16 protein-coding genes and 1 pseudogene are annotated in these 17,110 nt (G+C 67.9%); 6 read left to right on the forward strand and 11 right to left on the reverse strand.

The annotated features are described in order from the left end of the window. Positions 1-206: 206 nt before the first annotated feature. The gene (gene kdgD / locus ACV22W_RS13365) at positions 207-1,121 is read left to right on the forward strand and encodes a 5-dehydro-4-deoxyglucarate dehydratase (protein ID WP_059528402.1); all 915 of its coding nucleotides are present in this window, start codon (positions 207-209) and stop codon (positions 1,119-1,121) included. Positions 1,122-1,256: 135 nt separating this feature from the next. Here kdgD and ACV22W_RS13370 read toward each other — a convergent pair whose 3' ends face one another. Further along, positions 1,257-1,808, reverse strand: coding sequence for a hypothetical protein (locus ACV22W_RS13370; RefSeq protein WP_448019751.1), 552 nt, complete (start codon positions 1,806-1,808; stop codon positions 1,257-1,259). Positions 1,809-2,000: 192 nt separating this feature from the next. After that, positions 2,001-3,578: an aldehyde dehydrogenase (NADP(+)) gene (locus ACV22W_RS13375; RefSeq protein ID WP_448019753.1), complete on the reverse strand. Its 1,578-nt coding sequence runs from the start codon at positions 3,576-3,578 to the stop codon at positions 2,001-2,003. 246 nt (positions 3,579-3,824) lie between these two features. On the opposite strand from ACV22W_RS13375, the pseudogene ACV22W_RS13380 reads away from it, so the two are divergent. Then, positions 3,825-4,024: pseudogene (locus ACV22W_RS13380) on the forward strand (MFS transporter); the annotation flags it as partial. On the opposite strand, the gene ACV22W_RS13385 reads toward ACV22W_RS13380, so the two are convergent. Both ACV22W_RS13385 and ACV22W_RS13390 read right to left on the reverse strand, forming a co-directional pair. Beyond that, on the reverse strand, positions 4,024-4,749 hold the full coding sequence (locus ACV22W_RS13385; protein ID WP_059508586.1) for a site-2 protease family protein: 726 nt from the start codon (positions 4,747-4,749) through the stop codon (positions 4,024-4,026). The pseudogene ACV22W_RS13380 and the gene ACV22W_RS13385 sit on opposite strands and share 1 nt — an antisense overlap. Further along, positions 4,746-5,714, reverse strand: coding sequence for a DUF2167 domain-containing protein (locus ACV22W_RS13390; protein WP_448019755.1), 969 nt, complete (start codon positions 5,712-5,714; stop codon positions 4,746-4,748). The genes ACV22W_RS13385 and ACV22W_RS13390 overlap by 4 nt, the downstream gene beginning before the upstream one ends. Before the next feature lie 257 nt (positions 5,715-5,971). Between ACV22W_RS13390 and ACV22W_RS13395 the strand changes: the two genes are divergently transcribed. Then, a complete protein-coding gene (locus ACV22W_RS13395) occupies positions 5,972-6,820 on the forward strand; it encodes a helix-turn-helix domain-containing protein (RefSeq protein WP_448019757.1) in 849 nt (282 codons plus the stop codon). Positions 6,821-6,826: 6 nt separating this feature from the next. Here ACV22W_RS13395 and ACV22W_RS13400 read toward each other — a convergent pair whose 3' ends face one another. Next, positions 6,827-7,453 carry a LysE family translocator gene (locus tag ACV22W_RS13400; RefSeq protein WP_448019759.1) on the reverse strand — a complete coding sequence of 209 codons (627 nt, stop codon included), beginning with the start codon at positions 7,451-7,453 and terminating at the stop codon, positions 6,827-6,829. A 174-nt stretch (positions 7,454-7,627) separates the two neighbouring features. Here ACV22W_RS13400 and ACV22W_RS13405 point away from each other — a divergent pair, with 174 nt between their 5' ends. The 3 genes from ACV22W_RS13405 to ACV22W_RS13415 all read left to right on the forward strand — a co-directional run bounded on the left by ACV22W_RS13405 (position 7,628) and on the right by ACV22W_RS13415 (position 10,765). Beyond that, entirely contained in the window at positions 7,628-8,092 is a 465-nt protein-coding gene (locus tag ACV22W_RS13405; protein WP_448019761.1) for an Lrp/AsnC family transcriptional regulator, read from the forward strand. 290 nt (positions 8,093-8,382) lie between these two features. Next, positions 8,383-8,733, forward strand: a complete 351-nt coding sequence (locus ACV22W_RS13410) for a hypothetical protein (RefSeq protein WP_448019763.1) — start codon at positions 8,383-8,385, stop codon at positions 8,731-8,733. A 304-nt stretch (positions 8,734-9,037) separates the two neighbouring features. Further along, the gene (locus ACV22W_RS13415; RefSeq protein ID WP_448019765.1) at positions 9,038-10,765 is read left to right on the forward strand and encodes a YadA family autotransporter adhesin; all 1,728 of its coding nucleotides are present in this window, start codon (positions 9,038-9,040) and stop codon (positions 10,763-10,765) included. Positions 10,766-10,807: 42 nt separating this feature from the next. Here ACV22W_RS13415 and ACV22W_RS13420 read toward each other — a convergent pair whose 3' ends face one another. Genes ACV22W_RS13420 through ACV22W_RS13445 form a run of 6 tightly spaced genes read right to left on the reverse strand, consistent with a single transcriptional unit; the run spans position 10,808 to position 17,042 of the window. Then, positions 10,808-12,019 carry an acyl-CoA dehydrogenase family protein gene (locus ACV22W_RS13420; protein ID WP_448019767.1) on the reverse strand — a complete coding sequence of 404 codons (1,212 nt, stop codon included), beginning with the start codon at positions 12,017-12,019 and terminating at the stop codon, positions 10,808-10,810. Next, positions 12,016-12,873, reverse strand: coding sequence for a hypothetical protein (locus tag ACV22W_RS13425; protein WP_448019769.1), 858 nt, complete (start codon positions 12,871-12,873; stop codon positions 12,016-12,018). Before ACV22W_RS13425 ends, ACV22W_RS13420 begins: the two co-directional genes overlap by 4 nt. A 54-nt stretch (positions 12,874-12,927) precedes the next feature. Then, positions 12,928-13,584, reverse strand: coding sequence for a methionine ABC transporter permease (locus ACV22W_RS13430; protein WP_448019771.1), 657 nt, complete (start codon positions 13,582-13,584; stop codon positions 12,928-12,930). Then, positions 13,577-14,764: a methionine ABC transporter ATP-binding protein gene (locus ACV22W_RS13435; protein WP_448019773.1), complete on the reverse strand. Its 1,188-nt coding sequence runs from the start codon at positions 14,762-14,764 to the stop codon at positions 13,577-13,579. The genes ACV22W_RS13430 and ACV22W_RS13435 overlap by 8 nt, the downstream gene beginning before the upstream one ends. Positions 14,765-14,782: 18 nt before the next feature. Then, positions 14,783-16,201 carry an LLM class flavin-dependent oxidoreductase gene (locus ACV22W_RS13440; RefSeq protein WP_448019775.1) on the reverse strand — a complete coding sequence of 473 codons (1,419 nt, stop codon included), beginning with the start codon at positions 16,199-16,201 and terminating at the stop codon, positions 14,783-14,785. 10 nt (positions 16,202-16,211) lie between these two features. After that, a complete protein-coding gene (locus ACV22W_RS13445) occupies positions 16,212-17,042 on the reverse strand; it encodes a MetQ/NlpA family ABC transporter substrate-binding protein (RefSeq protein WP_448019777.1) in 831 nt (276 codons plus the stop codon). Between the last annotated feature and the right edge of the window lie 68 nt (positions 17,043-17,110).

Raw genomic sequence — 17,110 nt, forward strand, 5'->3', positions numbered from 1 at the left:
CAAATCGTTAGTCATCATACGACATTCGACGTCAACCCGCGATGCTGCGTAAACCCTTATCCGGAAAGACCCTACCCTTTACCCGCCGGCAAACCGCTTGCACTGCGCTGCCCCTCGTTGTACGATGACATACAACGACATCGCCAATATGGCTCGGATGGCGTACCCGACGAACCCAGCCCTCGCGCTAGACGGACGACCCAACCATGACCTCACCGCAAGAACTCAAACAGATCATCTCCCACGGCCTGCTGTCGTTTCCGCTGACGGACTTCGACGCGGACGGCAGCTTCCGCCCGACCACCTATGCCGAGCGTCTGGAATGGCTGGCGCCGTATGGCGCGACCGCGCTGTTCGCGGCCGGCGGCACCGGTGAATTCTTCTCGCTCACGCAGCGCGAGTATTCGGACGTGATCCGCGTTGCGACGGAAACCTGCAAGGGCAAGGTGCCGATCCTGGCCGGCGCCGGCGGCGGGACGCGCGTCGCGATCGAATATGCGCAGGAAGCCGAGCGCCTCGGCGCGAGCGGCGTGCTGCTGATGCCGCACTACCTGACCGAAGCCAGCCAGGAAGGCATCGCCGAACACGTCGAGCAGGTGTGCCGCGCGCTGAAGATCGGCGTCGTGGTGTACAACCGCGCGAATTCGAAGCTGAACGCCGACATGCTCGAGCGCCTCGCCGATCGCTGCCCGAACCTGATCGGCTTCAAGGACGGCGTCGGCGAAATCGAGAGCATGGTCACGATCCGCCGCCGCCTCGGCGACCGCTTCGCGTACCTCGGCGGCCTGCCGACGGCCGAAGTCTATGCAGCCGCGTACAAGGCGCTCGGCGTGCCGGTGTACTCGTCGGCCGTATTCAACTTCATCCCGAAGACGGCGATGGCGTTCTACGAAGCGATCGCGAAGGACGACCACGCAACGGTCGGCCGCCTGATCGACGAATTCTTCCTGCCGTACCTGAAGATCCGCAACCGTCGAGCGGGCTACGCGGTCAGCATCGTGAAGGCGGGCGCGAAGCTCGTCGGCCACGACGCGGGCCCGGTGCGCGCGCCGCTCGTCGACCTCACCGACGCCGAAATGGCCGAACTGGACGTGCTGATCAGGAAGATGGGCCCGCAGTAAGCGGATATTGCCGGCGCGGCGCCTGCAACGGCACCGCGGTCGGCTCGTTGCCTGTGTTGCATCGCGGCCGGCACCTGCCGGCCGCGGTCGTCTGTAGCGGCGGCCATGCCACGCATCCCGTCGCGATGCGTGCGGTCACATCTGCGCGATGACGCCGATGATCCGGTGACGCACGTTGCCGAGCTTGATCCGGGTCGCCTCGATCTGCCCTTGCGCGCCCGCACGCACGCGTGCGTTCGACCCGTCGCCGAGAATCTGCCCCAGCACGTCGCGATCGACGACCGCGTCGAAGAACCGGCCGACCGTGATCGTCGCCGACTGCTTCGCGGTCAGAAGCGCGCTGTTGGCCTGCATCAGCGCTTCGGTGCGCAAGCTCTGGTCGCGTTCGTCGATGCTGCGGCGATGCTCGAGCGCGAACACCAGCGCTTCCATGTCCTGCCGGAACCGGCGCACGGCGAGGCCGAACATGAGCGAATGCGCATCGGAGCCCGTGACGGGCCGCCCCTGGTTGATGGTCACGTCGAATTCGCTGCCGCCCAGGTCGCGCTGGAATTCCAGCAGCGCATTCGCGAGCACGCGCCCTTCGCTGTACTGGCCGATCCGGCTGCGCACCGAATGCGCGACGTCGCCGATCGCCTTCCACAATCCGGCGGCGAACAGGTGGTCGCCGCGCTTGCTGATGTTCATCGGATGGTTCCCTCTTGGAATTTTGTGGTCTCTCAGGCTCGCCTGCGGGCCGGGCGGCCCGAGGCCCCGCTACTGTAGGAGAAATTCCGGTGACGCGGAAGCCATCATGAAAAAAGCGGAGGCGGCCCGCCGGCCGCCCCCGCTTTCAGTCGTTCAGCAAGCGGCCCGGCTTCGCGCCGCGCCGCCGCACCGTCACTCCGCCTTCCCGTCCCGCAGCCGCGGAACGCCGAGCGGATTGCTTTCCTGCAGCCCTTCGGGCAGCAGATCGTCCGGGAAGTCCTGATAGCACACGGGCCGCAGGAAACGCTCGATCGCGGTCGCGCCGACCGACGTGACCGCCGGATTCGACGTCGCCGGGAACGGCCCGCCGTGCACCATCGCGTCGCACACTTCGACGCCGGTCGGGTAGCCGTTCACGAGCAGGCGCCCGGCCTTGCGTTCGAGGATCGGCAGCAGGCGGCGCGCGAGCGGCTTGTCGTCGGCGTCCATCTGGAGCGTGGCCGTCAGCTGGCCCTCGAGTGACTCGAGCACGCGTGCGACTTCGTCGAGATCACGGCAACGCACGATCAGCGATGCCGGCCCGAACACTTCGTGGCCGAACGCCGGCTCGGCCAGGAACGCCGGCGCGGCGACTTCGTACAGCGCGCCGCCTGCCTGGCATTCGGTCTGCGCCGCCTCACCCGCGCCGACTTCGCGCACGCCCGGCAGTTCGGCCAGCTTGCCGCGGCCATTGCGATACGCGTCGGCGATGCCGCTCGTCAGCATCACGCCGGCCGGTTTCTTCGCGAGCGCCTGTGCCGCAACGGACTCGAAGCGGTCGAGATCGGGGCCATCGACCGCCAGCACGAGGCCCGGATTCGTGCAGAACTGGCCGGTGCCGAGCGTCAGCGAATCGACGAAGCCGGTCGCGATCGCTTCGCCGCGCGCGGCCAGCGCGGCCGGGAACAGCACGACCGGGTTGATGCTGCTCATTTCCGCGTAGACGGGAATCGGCTGCGGGCGCGCGTTCGCGAGCTGCACGAGCGCCATGCCGCCCTGCCGCGACCCGGTGAAGCCGACGGCCTGCACCGCCGGATGGCTGACGAGCGCCGCGCCGGTCACGCGGCCGGGGCCGATCAGCAGCGAGAACACACCGGCCGGCATCCCGCATTTCGCCACCGCCGAGCGGATCGCACGGCCGACCAGCTCGGACGTGCCGAGGTGCGCCTCGTGGGCCTTCACGATCACCGGGCAGCCGGCCGCGAGTGCCGACGCCGTATCGCCGCCGGCCACCGAGAATGCGAGCGGGAAGTTGCTCGCGCCGAACACCGCGACGGGCCCGAGCCCGACCTTCTGCAGCCGCAGGTCCGAGCGCGGCAGCGGCGTGCGCGCGGGCTGCGCGGGATCGATCGACGCGGCGAGGAAGCGTCCGTCACGCACGACGCGCGCGAACAGCCGGAGCTGGCCGACGGTGCGGCCGCGTTCGCCCTGCAGCCGTGCGACGGGCAGGCCCGTTTCGGCGTGTGCGCGCTCGATCAGCGCGTCGCCGAGCGCGACGATCTCGTCGGCGATCGTTTCGAGAAACACCGCGCGGGCCGCCGGCGGCTGCGCGCGGTACGCATCGAACGCGTCGCGCGCGAGTTCGCACGCGCGCTCGACGTCGGCCTGCGTCGCGATGCCGAAGGCCGGCGCATCGATCGGCGCGCCCTTCGTCGGGTCGAACGCGTACAGGGTACCGGCCGAGCCGGCCACCGCATCGGCGCCGATCAGCATCTCTCCAGTCAGTTGCATGGGGTGTGCTCCGTGTTTCGGGAATGATTGGTTCATTGTAGCTCAACAGATACGATGTCTGCCGACACGATTTCAGGATTCGCGCCGATCGTCGATCCTGCCATACTCTGCGCGAAACCCTTATCCCTTCGGGCTTTGCCCAAATGTTGGCCATTCCACGCCGCTTCGCCAAGGGAAAACCCGAAGTTTCGGGTTCGGCCAGGCCTCATGAACTTTTGGCCATGTCATACGACGACGTATGTTTGGATGTCCAATCAAACATCTCCCTCGCGATCTTCCGATCGATCTCGCGCGCACCGCCCGCCGCACCGCCGTGCGCTATCGGATACTGGCGATGCTGTTCGCCGTCTCGGCGTTCAGCTGGGGCATACGTGCTCGCGCAATTGCCGAGCGGCTGGCAAAGACGACGGCGGCCGCGCATGAGCGGCCGCCGTTTTTACGTCGCTCAGGCCGCCGAATGCGCGACGCGCAGCATGTCGTGCACGCCGGACGTCATCAGCGCGAGAAACGCGAGCAGGCCGACGTAGAAAAGCGCGTAAGTCGTTTTCGTCTCGACCGACGTCGTGTAGTACGCGCGGTTCTCCGGCGCGTCGGGATCGTAGCGCCATGCGCGCTTCAACTGCGGCAACGCGAGGATCGCCATCACGATCAGGAGCGGGCTCGGCCGGTACGCGAACAGCGCGATCAGCACGGGCACGCCCGCGAACCAGATGCGCGGGGAGAGCACCGCCGTGATGCGCCCGCCGTCGAACGGCGACAGCGGAATCATGTTGAACAGGTTCAGGAAGAAGCCCGTATAGGCGAGCGCGAGCAGCAGATTGCTGTCGTAGTGCCGTGCGGCCGCGTAGCAGGCCAGCGCGCCGAGCGTGCCGACGAACGGACCGGCCAGTCCGACGTACGCTTCGGTTTCGGCATCGTGCGGCATCTCCTTCAGCTGGATCCACGCGCCGACGAACGGAATGAACGTCGGCAGCCCGACATCGAGCCCGCGCCGCTGCGCGGCCACGTAGTGGCCGGCTTCGTGGACCAGCAGCAGCGCGACGAAACCGGCCGCGAAGCGCCACCCGTAAAACAGCGCGTAGACCGCGATCGACGCCAGCATGGTGCCCGCCGACATGAGCACCTTGCCGAGCTTCAGGCCGCCGAAGATCAGCAGCAGCAGCTTCGTCATTCCTTGTGCTCCGTGCCGGACACGGTGGTTGCGCCGGTTGCATCGGCGACGACCGGCACGGCTGCCGGCTTCGGCTTGCGCCCGAAGAAACGCTTCAGCGCCGCGCCGCCCGCCAGCAGCGCAACCGCGCCGATCTTGAAAAACTTCACGGCGAACGCGCCGATCAGCGCGAGCAGCCCGAGCTTCTTCGCGCCGACGCCGACGCCGACGATCAACGCTGCGAGCCCGTACTCGGCGACATGATCGGTCGACTTGTTGAAATCGGCATAGCGCTTGCCGTCGTTGAAGCGGATGTTCGCGAGCAGATCGTCGGCCGACGCCTTGTACTTCGGCAAATCGGCGAGCGTCGACGCCATCGTCAGCGACAGGTAGCCGTCGCGGCCGAGCACGAGCGTCCGGTAGTTCACGCCGTCGCTCTCCGCGTTCGCGGCCGCGCCCTTGTCGCGAATGATCGCCGACCACACGAGCCGGTGCGTGGCGGCGTCGTACGCGGGCGCCTGCGCCCAGCCGACCACCTCGGTCTCGGGCAACCCGCGCTCCTTGCGCGCCGGGTTGTTTTCCTCGGTGCCGGCCTGCAGGCTCTTCAGCAATTCGTCGGGTTTCCAGTCCTTCGCGTCGTCGTCGCGGATGTAGCCGCTCGGCTCGAACGACACGACCGAGATCCAGTCGGCGTCCGGGTCCTCGGGCAGCACGAGGCCGACCAGCTTCGATTCGTCGATCGAGTTGCCCATCGAGCGCAGGTAGCGGCCGGCTTCGGCAGCCGGCACGAACGATTCGCCTTCCTTCAGCTTCAGCACGGCTTCGTGCTTGACGTCGATATCGGCCGGGCCGTTCACGACGACCTTGTTGGCGGCCGCGGCGGCGGCCCTCATTTCGACCTGCGCGGCTTCGGTCTGCGCATGGCCGCTGGTTGCGGCGAGCGCGAGCATCGCCACGCAGGCGACGCGGACGGCGAGTTTTTTCATTGTTGGATTCCCCTGGAATGCCTTGTTGTGAATGTGCGCGGCATCCGGCTCGGGCGTCGTGGCCGCGGGTCCGGTGTCGCCTCTCAGGTGGCACGGGGGCTATGGTAACGCAGCGTCGGCGCGCATCCGGGATCGAAATGCGGGGGCGGAAGGGCGCCTCGGGCGGAGTCGGCGATGCACACCCGATGCACATCGATCCGGAATGCTTACCTCGCAGGTAATGTCCGATGCGCGAGGGATTGCCTATCATCCTCGTCATGAACTCGACCGCCGCCCTTCAATCGCTCCCCCCGTCCGCCGGCCGCGCGTCCGGCATCGGCTCGCTGCTGCGCACCTGGCGTCAACGCCGGCGCCTGAGCCAGATGGCCCTCGCGCTGGAGGCCGAGGTGTCCGCGCGGCACCTGAGCTTCGTCGAATCGGGGCGCGCGCAGCCGAGCCGGGAGATGGTGCTGCATCTCGCGGAGCGCCTCGACGTGCCGCTGCGCGAGCGCAACGCGCTGCTCGTCGCGGCCGGCTATGCGCCGCTGTTTCGCGAACGGCCCTTCTCCGATCCGCAGCTCGATGCGGCGCGCCATGCGGTCGAAGCCGTGCTGCGCGGCCACGAGCCCTACCCGGCACTCGCGGTGGATCGCCACTGGACGCTGCTCGCCGCGAACCGGATGCTCGGCGCGCTAGTCGCGCAGGCCGAGCCGGCGCTCCTGCAGCCACCCGTCAACGTGCTGCGCCTGAGTTTGCATCCTGACGGCCTCGCGCCGCAGATCGTCAACTGGCACGAATGGCGCGCGCATATCCTGCACCGGCTGCAACGGCAGATCGACGCGAGCGGCGACCGCACGCTGCATGCGCTGCGCGACGAACTCGCAGCCTATCCGGCTCCGGCCGGCCAGCCCGACGACACGCATGCACGCGCCGGCTACGCGGACATCGCGGTGCCGCTGCGGCTGCGCACGGCCGCCGGCGAACTGACGTTCTTCAGCACGACGACGGTGTTCGGCACGCCGGTCGACGTCACGCTGTCGGAACTCGCGATCGAGGCGTTTTTCCCGGCGAATCCGGAAACGGTGGACGCGATGCGCGCGCTGGCGGACGCGCTGCCGGCTCAATGAGCATCGTCAACGACGCTCGAACGCCAGCTTCACGCCCAGCCCGAGAAGGACCGCGCCGCTCACCCGGTGCATGCGGGTCAGGATGCGCGGATTGCGCCGGATCGACGTCGACAGCAGGCCGGCGAACAGCGCGACCGGCCCCTTGACGAGAAATGTCAGGCCGGCAAACGTCGTGCCGAGCACGAACAGCGACAGCATCGGATGCGCGGCGCCCGCGGGCACGAACTGCGGCAGAAACGCGAGATAGAACAGCGCGACCTTCGGATTCGACACGTTGGACAGCGCGCCTTGCGCGAACGTGCGCAGCCCGGACGCCGGCGCGTCGCGACCGCTCGCGAGCGTCAGCCCGCCGGATGAACGCAGCAGCGTGATGCCGAGATACAGCAGGTAAAGCGCGCCGATCATCTTCAAGGCAGTGAACAGCCATTCGGATGCCTGAAGAAGCGCGCCCAGCCCGAGCGTCGCGAGCATCGTATGCACGAGCAACCCGACGCTGACGCCCGCAGCGGTCACGAGGCCCGCCCGCGTGCCGCCGGATAGCGTGCGCGACATCACGAGCACCATGTCCTGGCCCGGCGTCAGAATGATCAGAAGGGAGGTGGCCATGAATGGCAGCCAGGCTACGTGCGGCATCGGAATTCTCCTGAAAGCGGCACCGGGAGCGACGGGCGGGAATCGCATATGCCTCCGGGGCCGGGCAGTCACCGGATTATCGGCAAGTTGCCGTGGAGAATGGCTGCGAAGTTGGCTACTTTCGATTTGCAAATTGGAGTTATTCTCCAATATCGTCACCACCGGTAGTCAAAAATGCCAACCAAGCTGGATGCCATCGATCGGCGCATTTTGCGTGCGCTGCAACGAAACTCGAATCAGACGAATGCCGAGCTCGCGCAGCAGGCCGGCCTCTCCCCCACGCCCTGCCTGCGCCGCGTTCATCTGCTCGAGGAACAAGGCGTCATCGACGCGTACGTCGCCTTGCTGAACCCGGCTGCCGTCGAACTGCGATTCACGGCATTCGTGCGCGTCACGCTGGAACGCCAGGACAAGACGACCGTCGAACGCTTCGCGCGCGAGATGGAGCAAGCGCCCGAGGTACTCGAATGCCATCTGATGGCCGGCAGCTACGACTATCTGCTGCGCGTCATCGCGAAGGATCTGGATGACTATCAGCGCTTTCAGATGGAGACGCTCACCCAGATCGAAGGCGTACGCAACGTCGAAACCGAGATTCCGCTGAAACGCATCAAGCAGACGGTGCGTCTGCCGATCTAGGCATGTGGAAAGGCGACGACGTGCGTGCTGCCGTCATCGGATCGATGCGGCAGAACACTGCAATGACGTCCGTTCGTACAAGATCCTGAAATGCCGTTCGCCACCCGGGGCCACACCGGTGGCTGCACCCGATTTTCTCCGGCACCTTCTTCATCGTTCTCGGCATTTCGTTCCTGGCGGCCGTCTCAGTCCTGCTCGGGATCGTTGCACTGGCGTTGCTTCCGCCTGTACGACGATCGTTTCGTGTGCATCGGCGACGCTCCACCGTCGTCCTCGCCGCGCTGTGCGTGATGAGCAGCTTCGTCGTCTTGATGGCGGCGATCGGGCGGCGGGCCGAGGCGAACATCAGAAAGGAAGAAGCCGCAAAACATCCGGCGCTCGAGAAGAGCGCGCGTCTGCTGCGCATCGATATGCCACCCGGTACGCGGCTGTCGCTCTCGCGCGCCGGCGACACGAAATCGATCGAGAAAGCCGAGTTCCCGCACGCGGTCGATGTCTACGGCATTCCCGCCGTCGCAATGACGGTCGGGACGGAATTCGACGATGAAGTGCCGCACGACGAGACGCCTACCCGCACGAGCGCGCCACACCACCTGCCCACCACCGCCCCCCTCACCGACCGAATTTCTCCCGAAACATAGCGTTCAGACGCCGCGGCAAACATAGGCTCGGCCGAGGCCCATCAAAATGCGTCGTCGCGGCTCGAGCTTCGAGCCCCCGAAGCCCGGAAGTGGCCGCGGCCGAAGCACGTAGCTGCGATCCGTGCGCGGTTCTTGTCTCTTCAATACCGGCGAATGTCGAATTTGATTAGTAGAACTTTTGTTTGCCGGATGGACGGGCAGCACCTGTCATGAAAGAGACGCGAACGATTCGATGCGAACGTGAAATCGTGCGCAGACCGTGCAAAACACAACACGACTTTTACATTGAGCCTGGGAACACGAAATGAACAAGCATCAACGAGGGTTGGAATTTTCCGCACGACGCGCACCGAAGAAGTCGAAGGCCACGCTTGCCGTCGCGGTCGGTGCCGCCATGGTCGCATTCGCCGCTTCCGCGCCCGCGCGGGCCGACTACGTGCAGAACGGCACGTCGACAGAAACGTCGGGCGGCTGCGTCGGCAACATCGCGATCTCGGGAAGCGGAACGTATCCGGCGACCGCAACGGGTTGCGACAACGTGGCAATCGGCACCGCGGCGGTGGCGAACTCCGGTTCGTCGACCGGCGCCTATAGCGAAACCGTCGCGATCGGCCGCATGGCCGGCGCGACCGGCACGCAGGCAACTGCGGTCGGCGGCAATTCCACCGCCACCGGAGACCACGCAACGGCGCTCGGCGCGCTTACCCGCGCAACCGGTATCCAGGCGACGGCGGTCGGCGACGGCGCGATCGCCAACGGCGCCACCGCGTCGGCATTCGGTCAGGGTGCCTCGGCCGTCGACCAGGCAACGGCGGTCGGACAAGGCGCGAGCGCGACCGCGACGTTCTCGACGGCGGTCGGCAAAGGCAGCGTGGCGGCCGGCGGGACGGCCCTCGGCTTCCAGGCGAACGCCGGCGCCAACGATGCGGTCGCGCTCGGCATCGACAGCTCGGCGTCCGCAACCGGCAGCGTGGCCATCGCCCGCGCGACGGCATCCGCCGTGAACGCGGTCGCCATCGGCGAAGGCGCGAACGCCGCCGACGCGAACTCCGTCGCATTGGGCTCGAACGCAGCGACGCGCGCGTTCACGACCGTGAGTAGCGTAACGCTCGACGGCGTCAGCTACAGCGGCTTCGCGGGCACGCCGGTCGGTGTGGTCAGCGTCGGCAGCGCCGGCGCCGAGCGGCAGATCGTGAACGTCGCGGCCGGTGCAATCAGCGCAACCAGCACGGACGCCGTCAACGGTTCGCAGCTGTTCTCGATCGCAAGCCAGGTTTCGACGTTGACGACGGATCTCGCGGCGCTGACGACCACCGTCGGCAAGATCTCGTCGAGCGTCCCGAGCGGCACGGTGACGGACCCGACGGACACCGCGATTGGCACGAATACGTCGGTCACGGCGACGAACGGAACGGCGGTCGGCAACGGCTCGAACGTCTCGGGCGACAACGGTACGGCGGTCGGCGTGAATTCGACCGTCACCGCGACGAACGGCACGGCCATCGGCACGAATTCGAAGGTCACCGCCACGAACGGCACGGCCGTCGGCACCGGCTCGAATGTTTCCGGCACGGACTCCACCGCGATCGGCACGAACAGCCGCGCGAGCGCCAACAATGCCGTGGCGTTGGGCGCGAACTCGGTCGCGGATCGCGACAACACGGTCTCGATCGGCGCGCCGGGTGCAGAACGCCAGTTGACCAACGTGGCCGACGGCACTGCACCGACGGACGGTGTCAACGTGCGCCAGTTGAACGGCGCGATCAATTCGGTTCGCGAAGAAATGTCGAAGTACCGCAAGGACGCGAACGCTGGCACAGCGAGCGCGATCGCGATGGCCAACCTGCCGCAGGCCGTGCTGCCCGGCGAGAAGGTCGTTGCGCTCGGCGGCGGCACGTACGGCGGTCAAAGCGCGATGGCGGTCGGCCTGTCGGTCGCGACGACGAAATGGCTCGTCAAAGGCTCGATCACGACGGCGGTGTCGGGCCACGGCTCGTTCGGCGCGGGCGCGGGCGTCGGCTATCGCTGGTAGGCGACACCGAGCTGCGTAGCGTCGACGGACGGTTCGCCGACGCTACGTATACAGCGACGCCTGCGGCAATTCCCCCGTCAACGCGAACCGGCCGACGTCGCGCAGCCGGTAATCGAGCGGATCGTGCAGCGTATGCGTGCGCGCATTGCGCCAGAAGCGGTCGAGGCCGAGCGATGCGGCCGTCGCGCGCGCGCCGCACGCATCGAACAGCGCCTCGCCGTTGTCGAGCGCCGCGCGCTGCGCGACGATCTTCGCGTCCGACACCGCGAGCGCCACTTCGGCACGTTCGCCGGCCGTCAGCGCGTCGCGCCGCGTCCATGCCCGCTGCAACGCGACAGCCGCGCGATCGGCCAGCGACGCCGCCGCAACCGCCTGCACGCGCATGTCGCCGAAGCGCTGCAGCGTATAGGGATCGTCGCTCGCCCGCGTGACGCCCGAGTTTATCCACGGCCGGCCGTGCGCCAGCACGTATTCGCGCGCCTCGGCCAGCGCGCCTTCCGCAAGCCCGACGAACAGATTCGTCAACACGAGCTGCGACACCAGCGTGCGCAGCGTCGCGCGCGGCGTCGGCGGCATCTCGGACCGGTGCAGCACGTCGTCCGGCGCGAGCGACACGCCGTCGAAACGCACGCTGCCGCTGTCGGTCTGGCGCTGGCCGACCGGATCCCAGTCTTCGTTGACCGTGATCCCGTCGCGATCGGTCGGCACGACGCCGAACACGGCGCGGCCCGTTTCCGGATCGTGCGCGGCCACCGTCATCCGCTGCGAGCCGCGCGTGCCCGAGCAAAATCCCTTCACGCCGTCGAGCCGGTAGCCGCCGTCCGGCGTCGCGGTCGCCACCAGCCGCGTGTCGAGCGGGTTCACCGCATTGCCCCACCACCAGCGATGCTCGACCGTACCGCGCAGATAGCGTTCGCGCTGCGCCGCACTGCCCCACACGTCGACGCTCACCACCTGCAGGACCTGGAACCCGACCAGATGCGCGAGCGCGCTGTCGACGCGCGCGATCAGCCGGATCGTGTCGTAGATCGCGGGCCACTCGGCCTCCTGTCCGCCGAATTCGCGCGGCACCGCGAGCGTCAGCAGGCCCGCGTCGGCGAGTCGCTGCTTCTCGTCGGCCGCATGGCCGCCCGCGCGGTCGCGCGCGGCGGCCGTCGCACGCAGCGCGTCGATCGCACGCGCCAGCGCGTCGGTGTCGATCGCGCTGGCGTCGGAGTCCGGCGCCAGCGTCGCCGGGCCGCGAGGATCATTCATGCGACGGCTTCCTGTGCAAGGGTTGCGTGCGCAACGGCATCGCTCGACAGCGGCACCAGCGCGCCGAGTCGGCATCCGGTCAGTTGCGACAGGATCTCGCGCCGCCAGTCGTCGTAGATCGCGCGGTATTCGGCGATGTCCGCACCGAACACGTGCGCGGTATACGCGTATTCATCGTGCAGATAGCCGTCGAGCCGTTCCTGCATTTCCTCGTCGGCCGCGATCACGCGATCGATCAGCGCGTCGCGCTCGGCGGCCGGCAGCGCCTTCAACGTGTCGAACCACCACTGGACGATCTGCACGCGATGCCACTCCTCGTCCGGTCGAATCCGGTTCTCGCCGTGCTCGCGCATCGCGCCGTCGGCGATGCGGCCGGTCTTGCGCTGGATCCACAGCTTCGCGAGGATGTGCAGTTCGTAATGCCATTCGAACGCGAGAAAGCCCGCGACGTCGCGCACTGCGATGTCTCCAATGCGTTCCCAGTGCGCGGCGACGAGCCGCTCGACTTCCGGCAGCGGATCGCGGCCCGTCAGTTCGGTCACGCGTTCGCGACCGATCACGGCGTGCGCGCCGTCGTCGCCGAGCTGACGCGACAGGATCAGCTGGAAATGCGGGTCGTCGCGGAACAGCGTGTCGATCGCCTTCGCGACGACCTGCACGATGAACAGGTCGTGCGACGCCATCTTCGTGTAGTAGTCGGCGACGGCGGCCCGTTCGTCTACATCGCGAGGTTCCCGCGGCGGTGTCGCCAGCTTGTCCGGGAAGTCGGGGCGATGGCGTCGCGCGACGTCCAGAAACAGCGCTTCCTCGAATTGTCCGTTCCAGTCGCGCGGAGCGCCGATGGGTAAGGTCATGGGTATCGTTCTCTCAGGGTCTTCAATGAAAGGAGCCGGCGCTCGTGGCGCCGCTCAGGTACGCCGGGTCACGCGTCGGACCAGGCGGTCGCCCGTGATTTGCACGGCCGAAACGAGTGCGATCAGGATCACGATCACGGTCACCATGACAGTGGTGTCGAAGCGCTGGTAGCCGTAGCGGATCGCGAGATCGCCGAGCCCGCCCGCGCCGACGGCGCCCGCCATCGCGGTCGAGCCGATCAGCGCGACGACGGTGATCGTGAAGCCGCCGAGCATGCCGGGCAGCGCTTCCGGCAGCAGCACGTGCCACACGATGTGGTGACGTTTCGCGCCCATCGCGAGCGCGGCCTCGATCAGCCCGCGATCGACTTCGCGCAGGCTCACTTCCGCAATCCGCGCGAAGAACGGAATCGCGGCGATCGACAGCGGCACGACGGCCGCCCACACGCCGATGGTCGTGCCGATCAGCACGCGCGTGAACGGCAGCAGCGCGACAAGCAGGATGATGAACGGCGTCGAGCGGAACACGTTGACGAGCGCGCCGAGCACCGCGTTCACGCCGCGCCGCGCGTAGATGCCGCCCGGCGCGGTCGTCACGAGGATCACCGCGAGCGGGATGCCGACCAGCGCGGCGATCGCGGCCGACGCGGCGACCATCGACAGCGTGTCGCGGATCGCGTCGAGCAGTTCGGGCCACCAGAGTTCAAACATAGCCGAGCACCTCCGCGTGGTTCGCATGGCGGCGTGCGCGTTCGAGCAGTGCCGCGACCGCGCCGCCGCGGGCCGACAGCTGCCCGGCTTCATCCGCGCGCGGCGATGCCGCGATCACGAGACGCCCCTGCGCATGGCCCTGGATCCGCTCGATCCCGCCGTGCAGAAAGCGCACCGAACCGCCGAGCGCCGCCGCGAGCGCGCCGACGTCCGGCTCGCCGCCGCTCTCGCCCGTATAGCGAACGTCGAGCACCACCTGCGCGCCGTCGGGCAGCGCGGCCTGCTCGGGCAACGGCCGCACGCGCGCGGCCAGTTCGGCCGGCAGGTCGTGCACGAGCGTGCTGAGCAGCGCCCGCGTCGCGCCGTGGCGCGGATCGCCGAACACGCGCCACACCGGGCCCGTTTCGACCACCTCGCCCTGCTCGATCACCGCGACCGTGTCGCAGACCGCGCGGATCACTTCCATCTCGTGCGTGATCAGCACGATCGTCAACCCGAGGCGGCGGTTGATGTCGGCGAGCAACGCGAGGATCGATTGCGTCGTCTCGGGATCGAGCGCCGAGGTCGCCTCGTCGCACAGCAGCACCTCGGGGTCGTGCACCAGGGCCCGCGCGATGCCGACGCGCTGCTTCTGGCCGCCCGACAGGCTCGCCGGATACGCGTCGCGCTTCGCGGCGAGCCCGACGAGGTCGAGCAGCGCCTCGGCCTTGCGCGTGCGCTCGGCCTTCGGCACGCCGGCGATCTTCAGCGGCAGCGCGACGTTCTCGAACACCGTCTTCGCCGAAAGCAGGTTGAAATGCTGGAACACCATGCCGGTGCGACGCCGCAGCGCGACGAGCCCGTCCTCGTCGAGCGCGCCGACGTCGACGCCCTGCACGCGCACGGTGCCCGAACTCGGCCGTTCGAGGCCGTTCACGAGCCGCAGCAGCGTCGACTTGCCGGCACCGCTGCGGCCGATGATCCCGAACACCTCGCCGCGCCGCACGTCGAGCGTCACGTCGCGCAGCGCGGCGGCCTGGCCGCGCGGCGTCGAGAACACCTTGCCGACGTGCGCGAGCGACACGGCGGCGCCGTCGGCGCGTGCGGCCACTTCGTCAAGCGCCCCTTGTGCGTGCGCGCCTGCGCCGGCCCGCGCCGCCGAAGCCTCGATGAAACCCAGCGTATCGAACAATTGCGTCATCGCTTCGCTCCGTCACGTTCATGCATGCGCGGGATGCGCAGGTTCCGTCGCCGGCGCGGCGGTGGCCCGGTGCCGCGCGCCTGTGTGCCAGGCCGGCAGCCGTGCGCCGGCGCCGAACAGCTTCTCGCGCAGCGTCGGGGCGGGATCGTAGTCCTCCTTGTAGACGCCGCGGTTCTGCAGTTCCGGCACGACCCAGTCGACGAAATCCTCGAACGACTCGGGCATCACGGTGCGCGTCAGGTTGAAACCGTCGATGCCCGTCTCGTCGATCCACGACTGCAGTTCGTCCGCGACCTGCGACGGCGAACCGACGATCGGCGCATAGCGGCCGCCCAGCGACATCTGTTCGAGCATCCGGCGCACGGTCCACGTGCCGGTCGTGCTTTTGCGCGAAATCGCGTCGACGGCCGACTGGATCGAGTCGGTCTTCACGTACGAGATCGGCTCGTCGAGGCCGTACTTCGCGAAGTCGATGCCGGTCGAGCTCGCGAAATGCGCGAGGCCGGCTTCCGGGCTCGCGTAGCGCCGGTATTCGTCGAACTTCTCGCGCGCGAGACGTTCGGTCTCGGCGGTCACGACGCTCACGCCGGCGAAAATCCGGATCGATGCCGGGTCGCGCCCCTGCCGTGCGGCGGCCGCGCGAATGTCGAGCGCGGCTGCGCGCGCGGCGGCCTTGCTCTGCCCGTTCACGAACACGCATTCCGCATGCCGCCCCGCGAATTCGACACCGCGCGCGGACGAACCGGCCTGGTACAGCACCGGCGTGCGCTGCAGCGACGGCTCGCTCAGGTGGATCGCGTCGACCGAATAGAACGGCCCGTCGTGCTTCACGCGCCGCACCTTGCCCGGCTGCGCGAACACGCGCGCGTGCGCATCGCGGATCACCGCGTCGTCGTCCCAGCTCTGTTCCCACAGCTTGTAGACGACTTCCATGTAATCGTCCGCGCGTTCGTAGCGGTCGTCGTGACCGATCTGCTGCGCGAGGCCCATCCCGCGCGCGGCGCTGTCGAGATAGCCGGTCACGATGTTCCAGCCGACGCGCCCCTTCGTCAGATGGTCGAGCGTCGACATGCGGCGCGCGAACAGGTAAGGCGGCTCGTAGGTCAGGTTCGCGGTCACGCCGAAGCCGAGATGTTGCGTGACCTGCGCCATCGCGGGTACGAGCAGCAGCGGATCGTTGACGGGCACCTGCACCGATTCGCGCAGCGCGGCGTCCGGGCCGCCGCCGAACACGTCGTACACGCCGACAATGTCCGCGAGAAAGATCCCGTCGAACTTGCCGCGTTCGAGCGTCCGCGCGAGATCGGCCCAGTAGTCGAGGTCGGTGTAGTGCGCGGAGCGGTCGCGCGGATGCGCCCACAGCCCATGGTTGATGTGCCCGACGCAGTTCATGTTGAACGCGTTGAGCAGGATCTTCTTGTGGTTCGCCGTCGTCATGTCGCCTCCGTCACCACGCGATCGCATACAGCGAACCGAACGCGTTGTCGAGCGCCCGGCGCACCGCCGGCGAGTGCTGGTAGATCGCGATGAACTTGCGGATGCGCGCATCGTTCACGCTCTCCGGCCGCACGACCCACTGGATCGCGAAGTTCTTGTTCTCGGTGCCGTCGAACAGCAGCGCGCTGTTCGGGTCGGTCGTGCCGGCGAGCTTGATGAAGCTCGGGTAGCCCTGCGCGAGGTCGACGTCGTCGAGCGAGCGCGCGAGCTGCGACGCTTCGAGCGGGATGATCTTCAGGTGTTTCGGATTCGACACGATGTCGTGCGTCGTCGCGCGGTAGTCGGCGCCCGGCTTCAGCGTGATGAGGCCCGCGCGCTGCAGCAGCAACAGCCCGCGCCCGCCGTTCACCGGATCGTTCGCGATCGCGACGCGCGCGCCGTCCTTCAGCTCGTCGAAGCGCTTCACCTTCTTCGAGTAGAGGCCGATCTTCATGATCGTGCCGGGCGCGATCGATACGAAGTTGTAGCCGCCCTGCTTCTTCGCGTTCTCGAGAAACGGGATGTGCTGGAAGTAATTGACGTCGATGTCCTTGTTCGCGAGCGCCGCGTTCGGCGTATTCCAGTCGGTGAACTCGACGATCCGCACGTCGAGGCCCTGCTCCTTCGCCTCCTTCGCGGCGATCTTCAGCGCATCGATCTGCGGGCTCGTCGAGATGCCGACCTTCAACGGCGCGGTATCGGCGCGCGCGCCGTTCAGCATCACGACGCCGAGCAGCGCGGCGGCCAGCAGGCGGGCCACGCGGCCAGGGGAAAAGCGGGTGGAAAAGACGGCATGCAGCATGGGAACCACTCTCCTGTCCAAGGACGGTATCGACGGATGAGCGACGCCGCGGCGAACGCGCGGGCGTT

Source organism: Burkholderia sp. AW49-1, assembly GCF_053427845.1.

What these genes read in the sequence shown, in the direction of transcription:
- kdgD (WP_059528402.1), top strand. Translation starts at nt 207, where the DNA reads ATGACCTCACCGCAAGAACTCAAACAGATCATCTCCCACGGCCTGCTG.
- ACV22W_RS13370 (WP_448019751.1), bottom strand. Translation starts at nt 1,808, where the DNA reads ATGAACATCAGCAAGCGCGGCGACCACCTGTTCGCCGCCGGATTGTGG.
- ACV22W_RS13375 (WP_448019753.1), bottom strand. Translation starts at nt 3,578, where the DNA reads ATGCAACTGACTGGAGAGATGCTGATCGGCGCCGATGCGGTGGCCGGC.
- ACV22W_RS13385 (WP_059508586.1), bottom strand. Translation starts at nt 4,749, where the DNA reads ATGACGAAGCTGCTGCTGCTGATCTTCGGCGGCCTGAAGCTCGGCAAG.
- ACV22W_RS13390 (WP_448019755.1), bottom strand. Translation starts at nt 5,714, where the DNA reads ATGAAAAAACTCGCCGTCCGCGTCGCCTGCGTGGCGATGCTCGCGCTC.
- ACV22W_RS13395 (WP_448019757.1), top strand. Translation starts at nt 5,972, where the DNA reads ATGAACTCGACCGCCGCCCTTCAATCGCTCCCCCCGTCCGCCGGCCGC.
- ACV22W_RS13400 (WP_448019759.1), bottom strand. Translation starts at nt 7,453, where the DNA reads ATGCCGCACGTAGCCTGGCTGCCATTCATGGCCACCTCCCTTCTGATC.
- ACV22W_RS13405 (WP_448019761.1), top strand. Translation starts at nt 7,628, where the DNA reads ATGCCAACCAAGCTGGATGCCATCGATCGGCGCATTTTGCGTGCGCTG.
- ACV22W_RS13410 (WP_448019763.1), top strand. Translation starts at nt 8,383, where the DNA reads ATGAGCAGCTTCGTCGTCTTGATGGCGGCGATCGGGCGGCGGGCCGAG.
- ACV22W_RS13415 (WP_448019765.1), top strand. Translation starts at nt 9,038, where the DNA reads ATGAACAAGCATCAACGAGGGTTGGAATTTTCCGCACGACGCGCACCG.
- ACV22W_RS13420 (WP_448019767.1), bottom strand. Translation starts at nt 12,019, where the DNA reads ATGAATGATCCTCGCGGCCCGGCGACGCTGGCGCCGGACTCCGACGCC.
- ACV22W_RS13425 (WP_448019769.1), bottom strand. Translation starts at nt 12,873, where the DNA reads ATGACCTTACCCATCGGCGCTCCGCGCGACTGGAACGGACAATTCGAG.
- ACV22W_RS13430 (WP_448019771.1), bottom strand. Translation starts at nt 13,584, where the DNA reads ATGTTTGAACTCTGGTGGCCCGAACTGCTCGACGCGATCCGCGACACG.
- ACV22W_RS13435 (WP_448019773.1), bottom strand. Translation starts at nt 14,764, where the DNA reads ATGACGCAATTGTTCGATACGCTGGGTTTCATCGAGGCTTCGGCGGCG.
- ACV22W_RS13440 (WP_448019775.1), bottom strand. Translation starts at nt 16,201, where the DNA reads ATGACGACGGCGAACCACAAGAAGATCCTGCTCAACGCGTTCAACATG.
- ACV22W_RS13445 (WP_448019777.1), bottom strand. Translation starts at nt 17,042, where the DNA reads ATGCTGCATGCCGTCTTTTCCACCCGCTTTTCCCCTGGCCGCGTGGCC.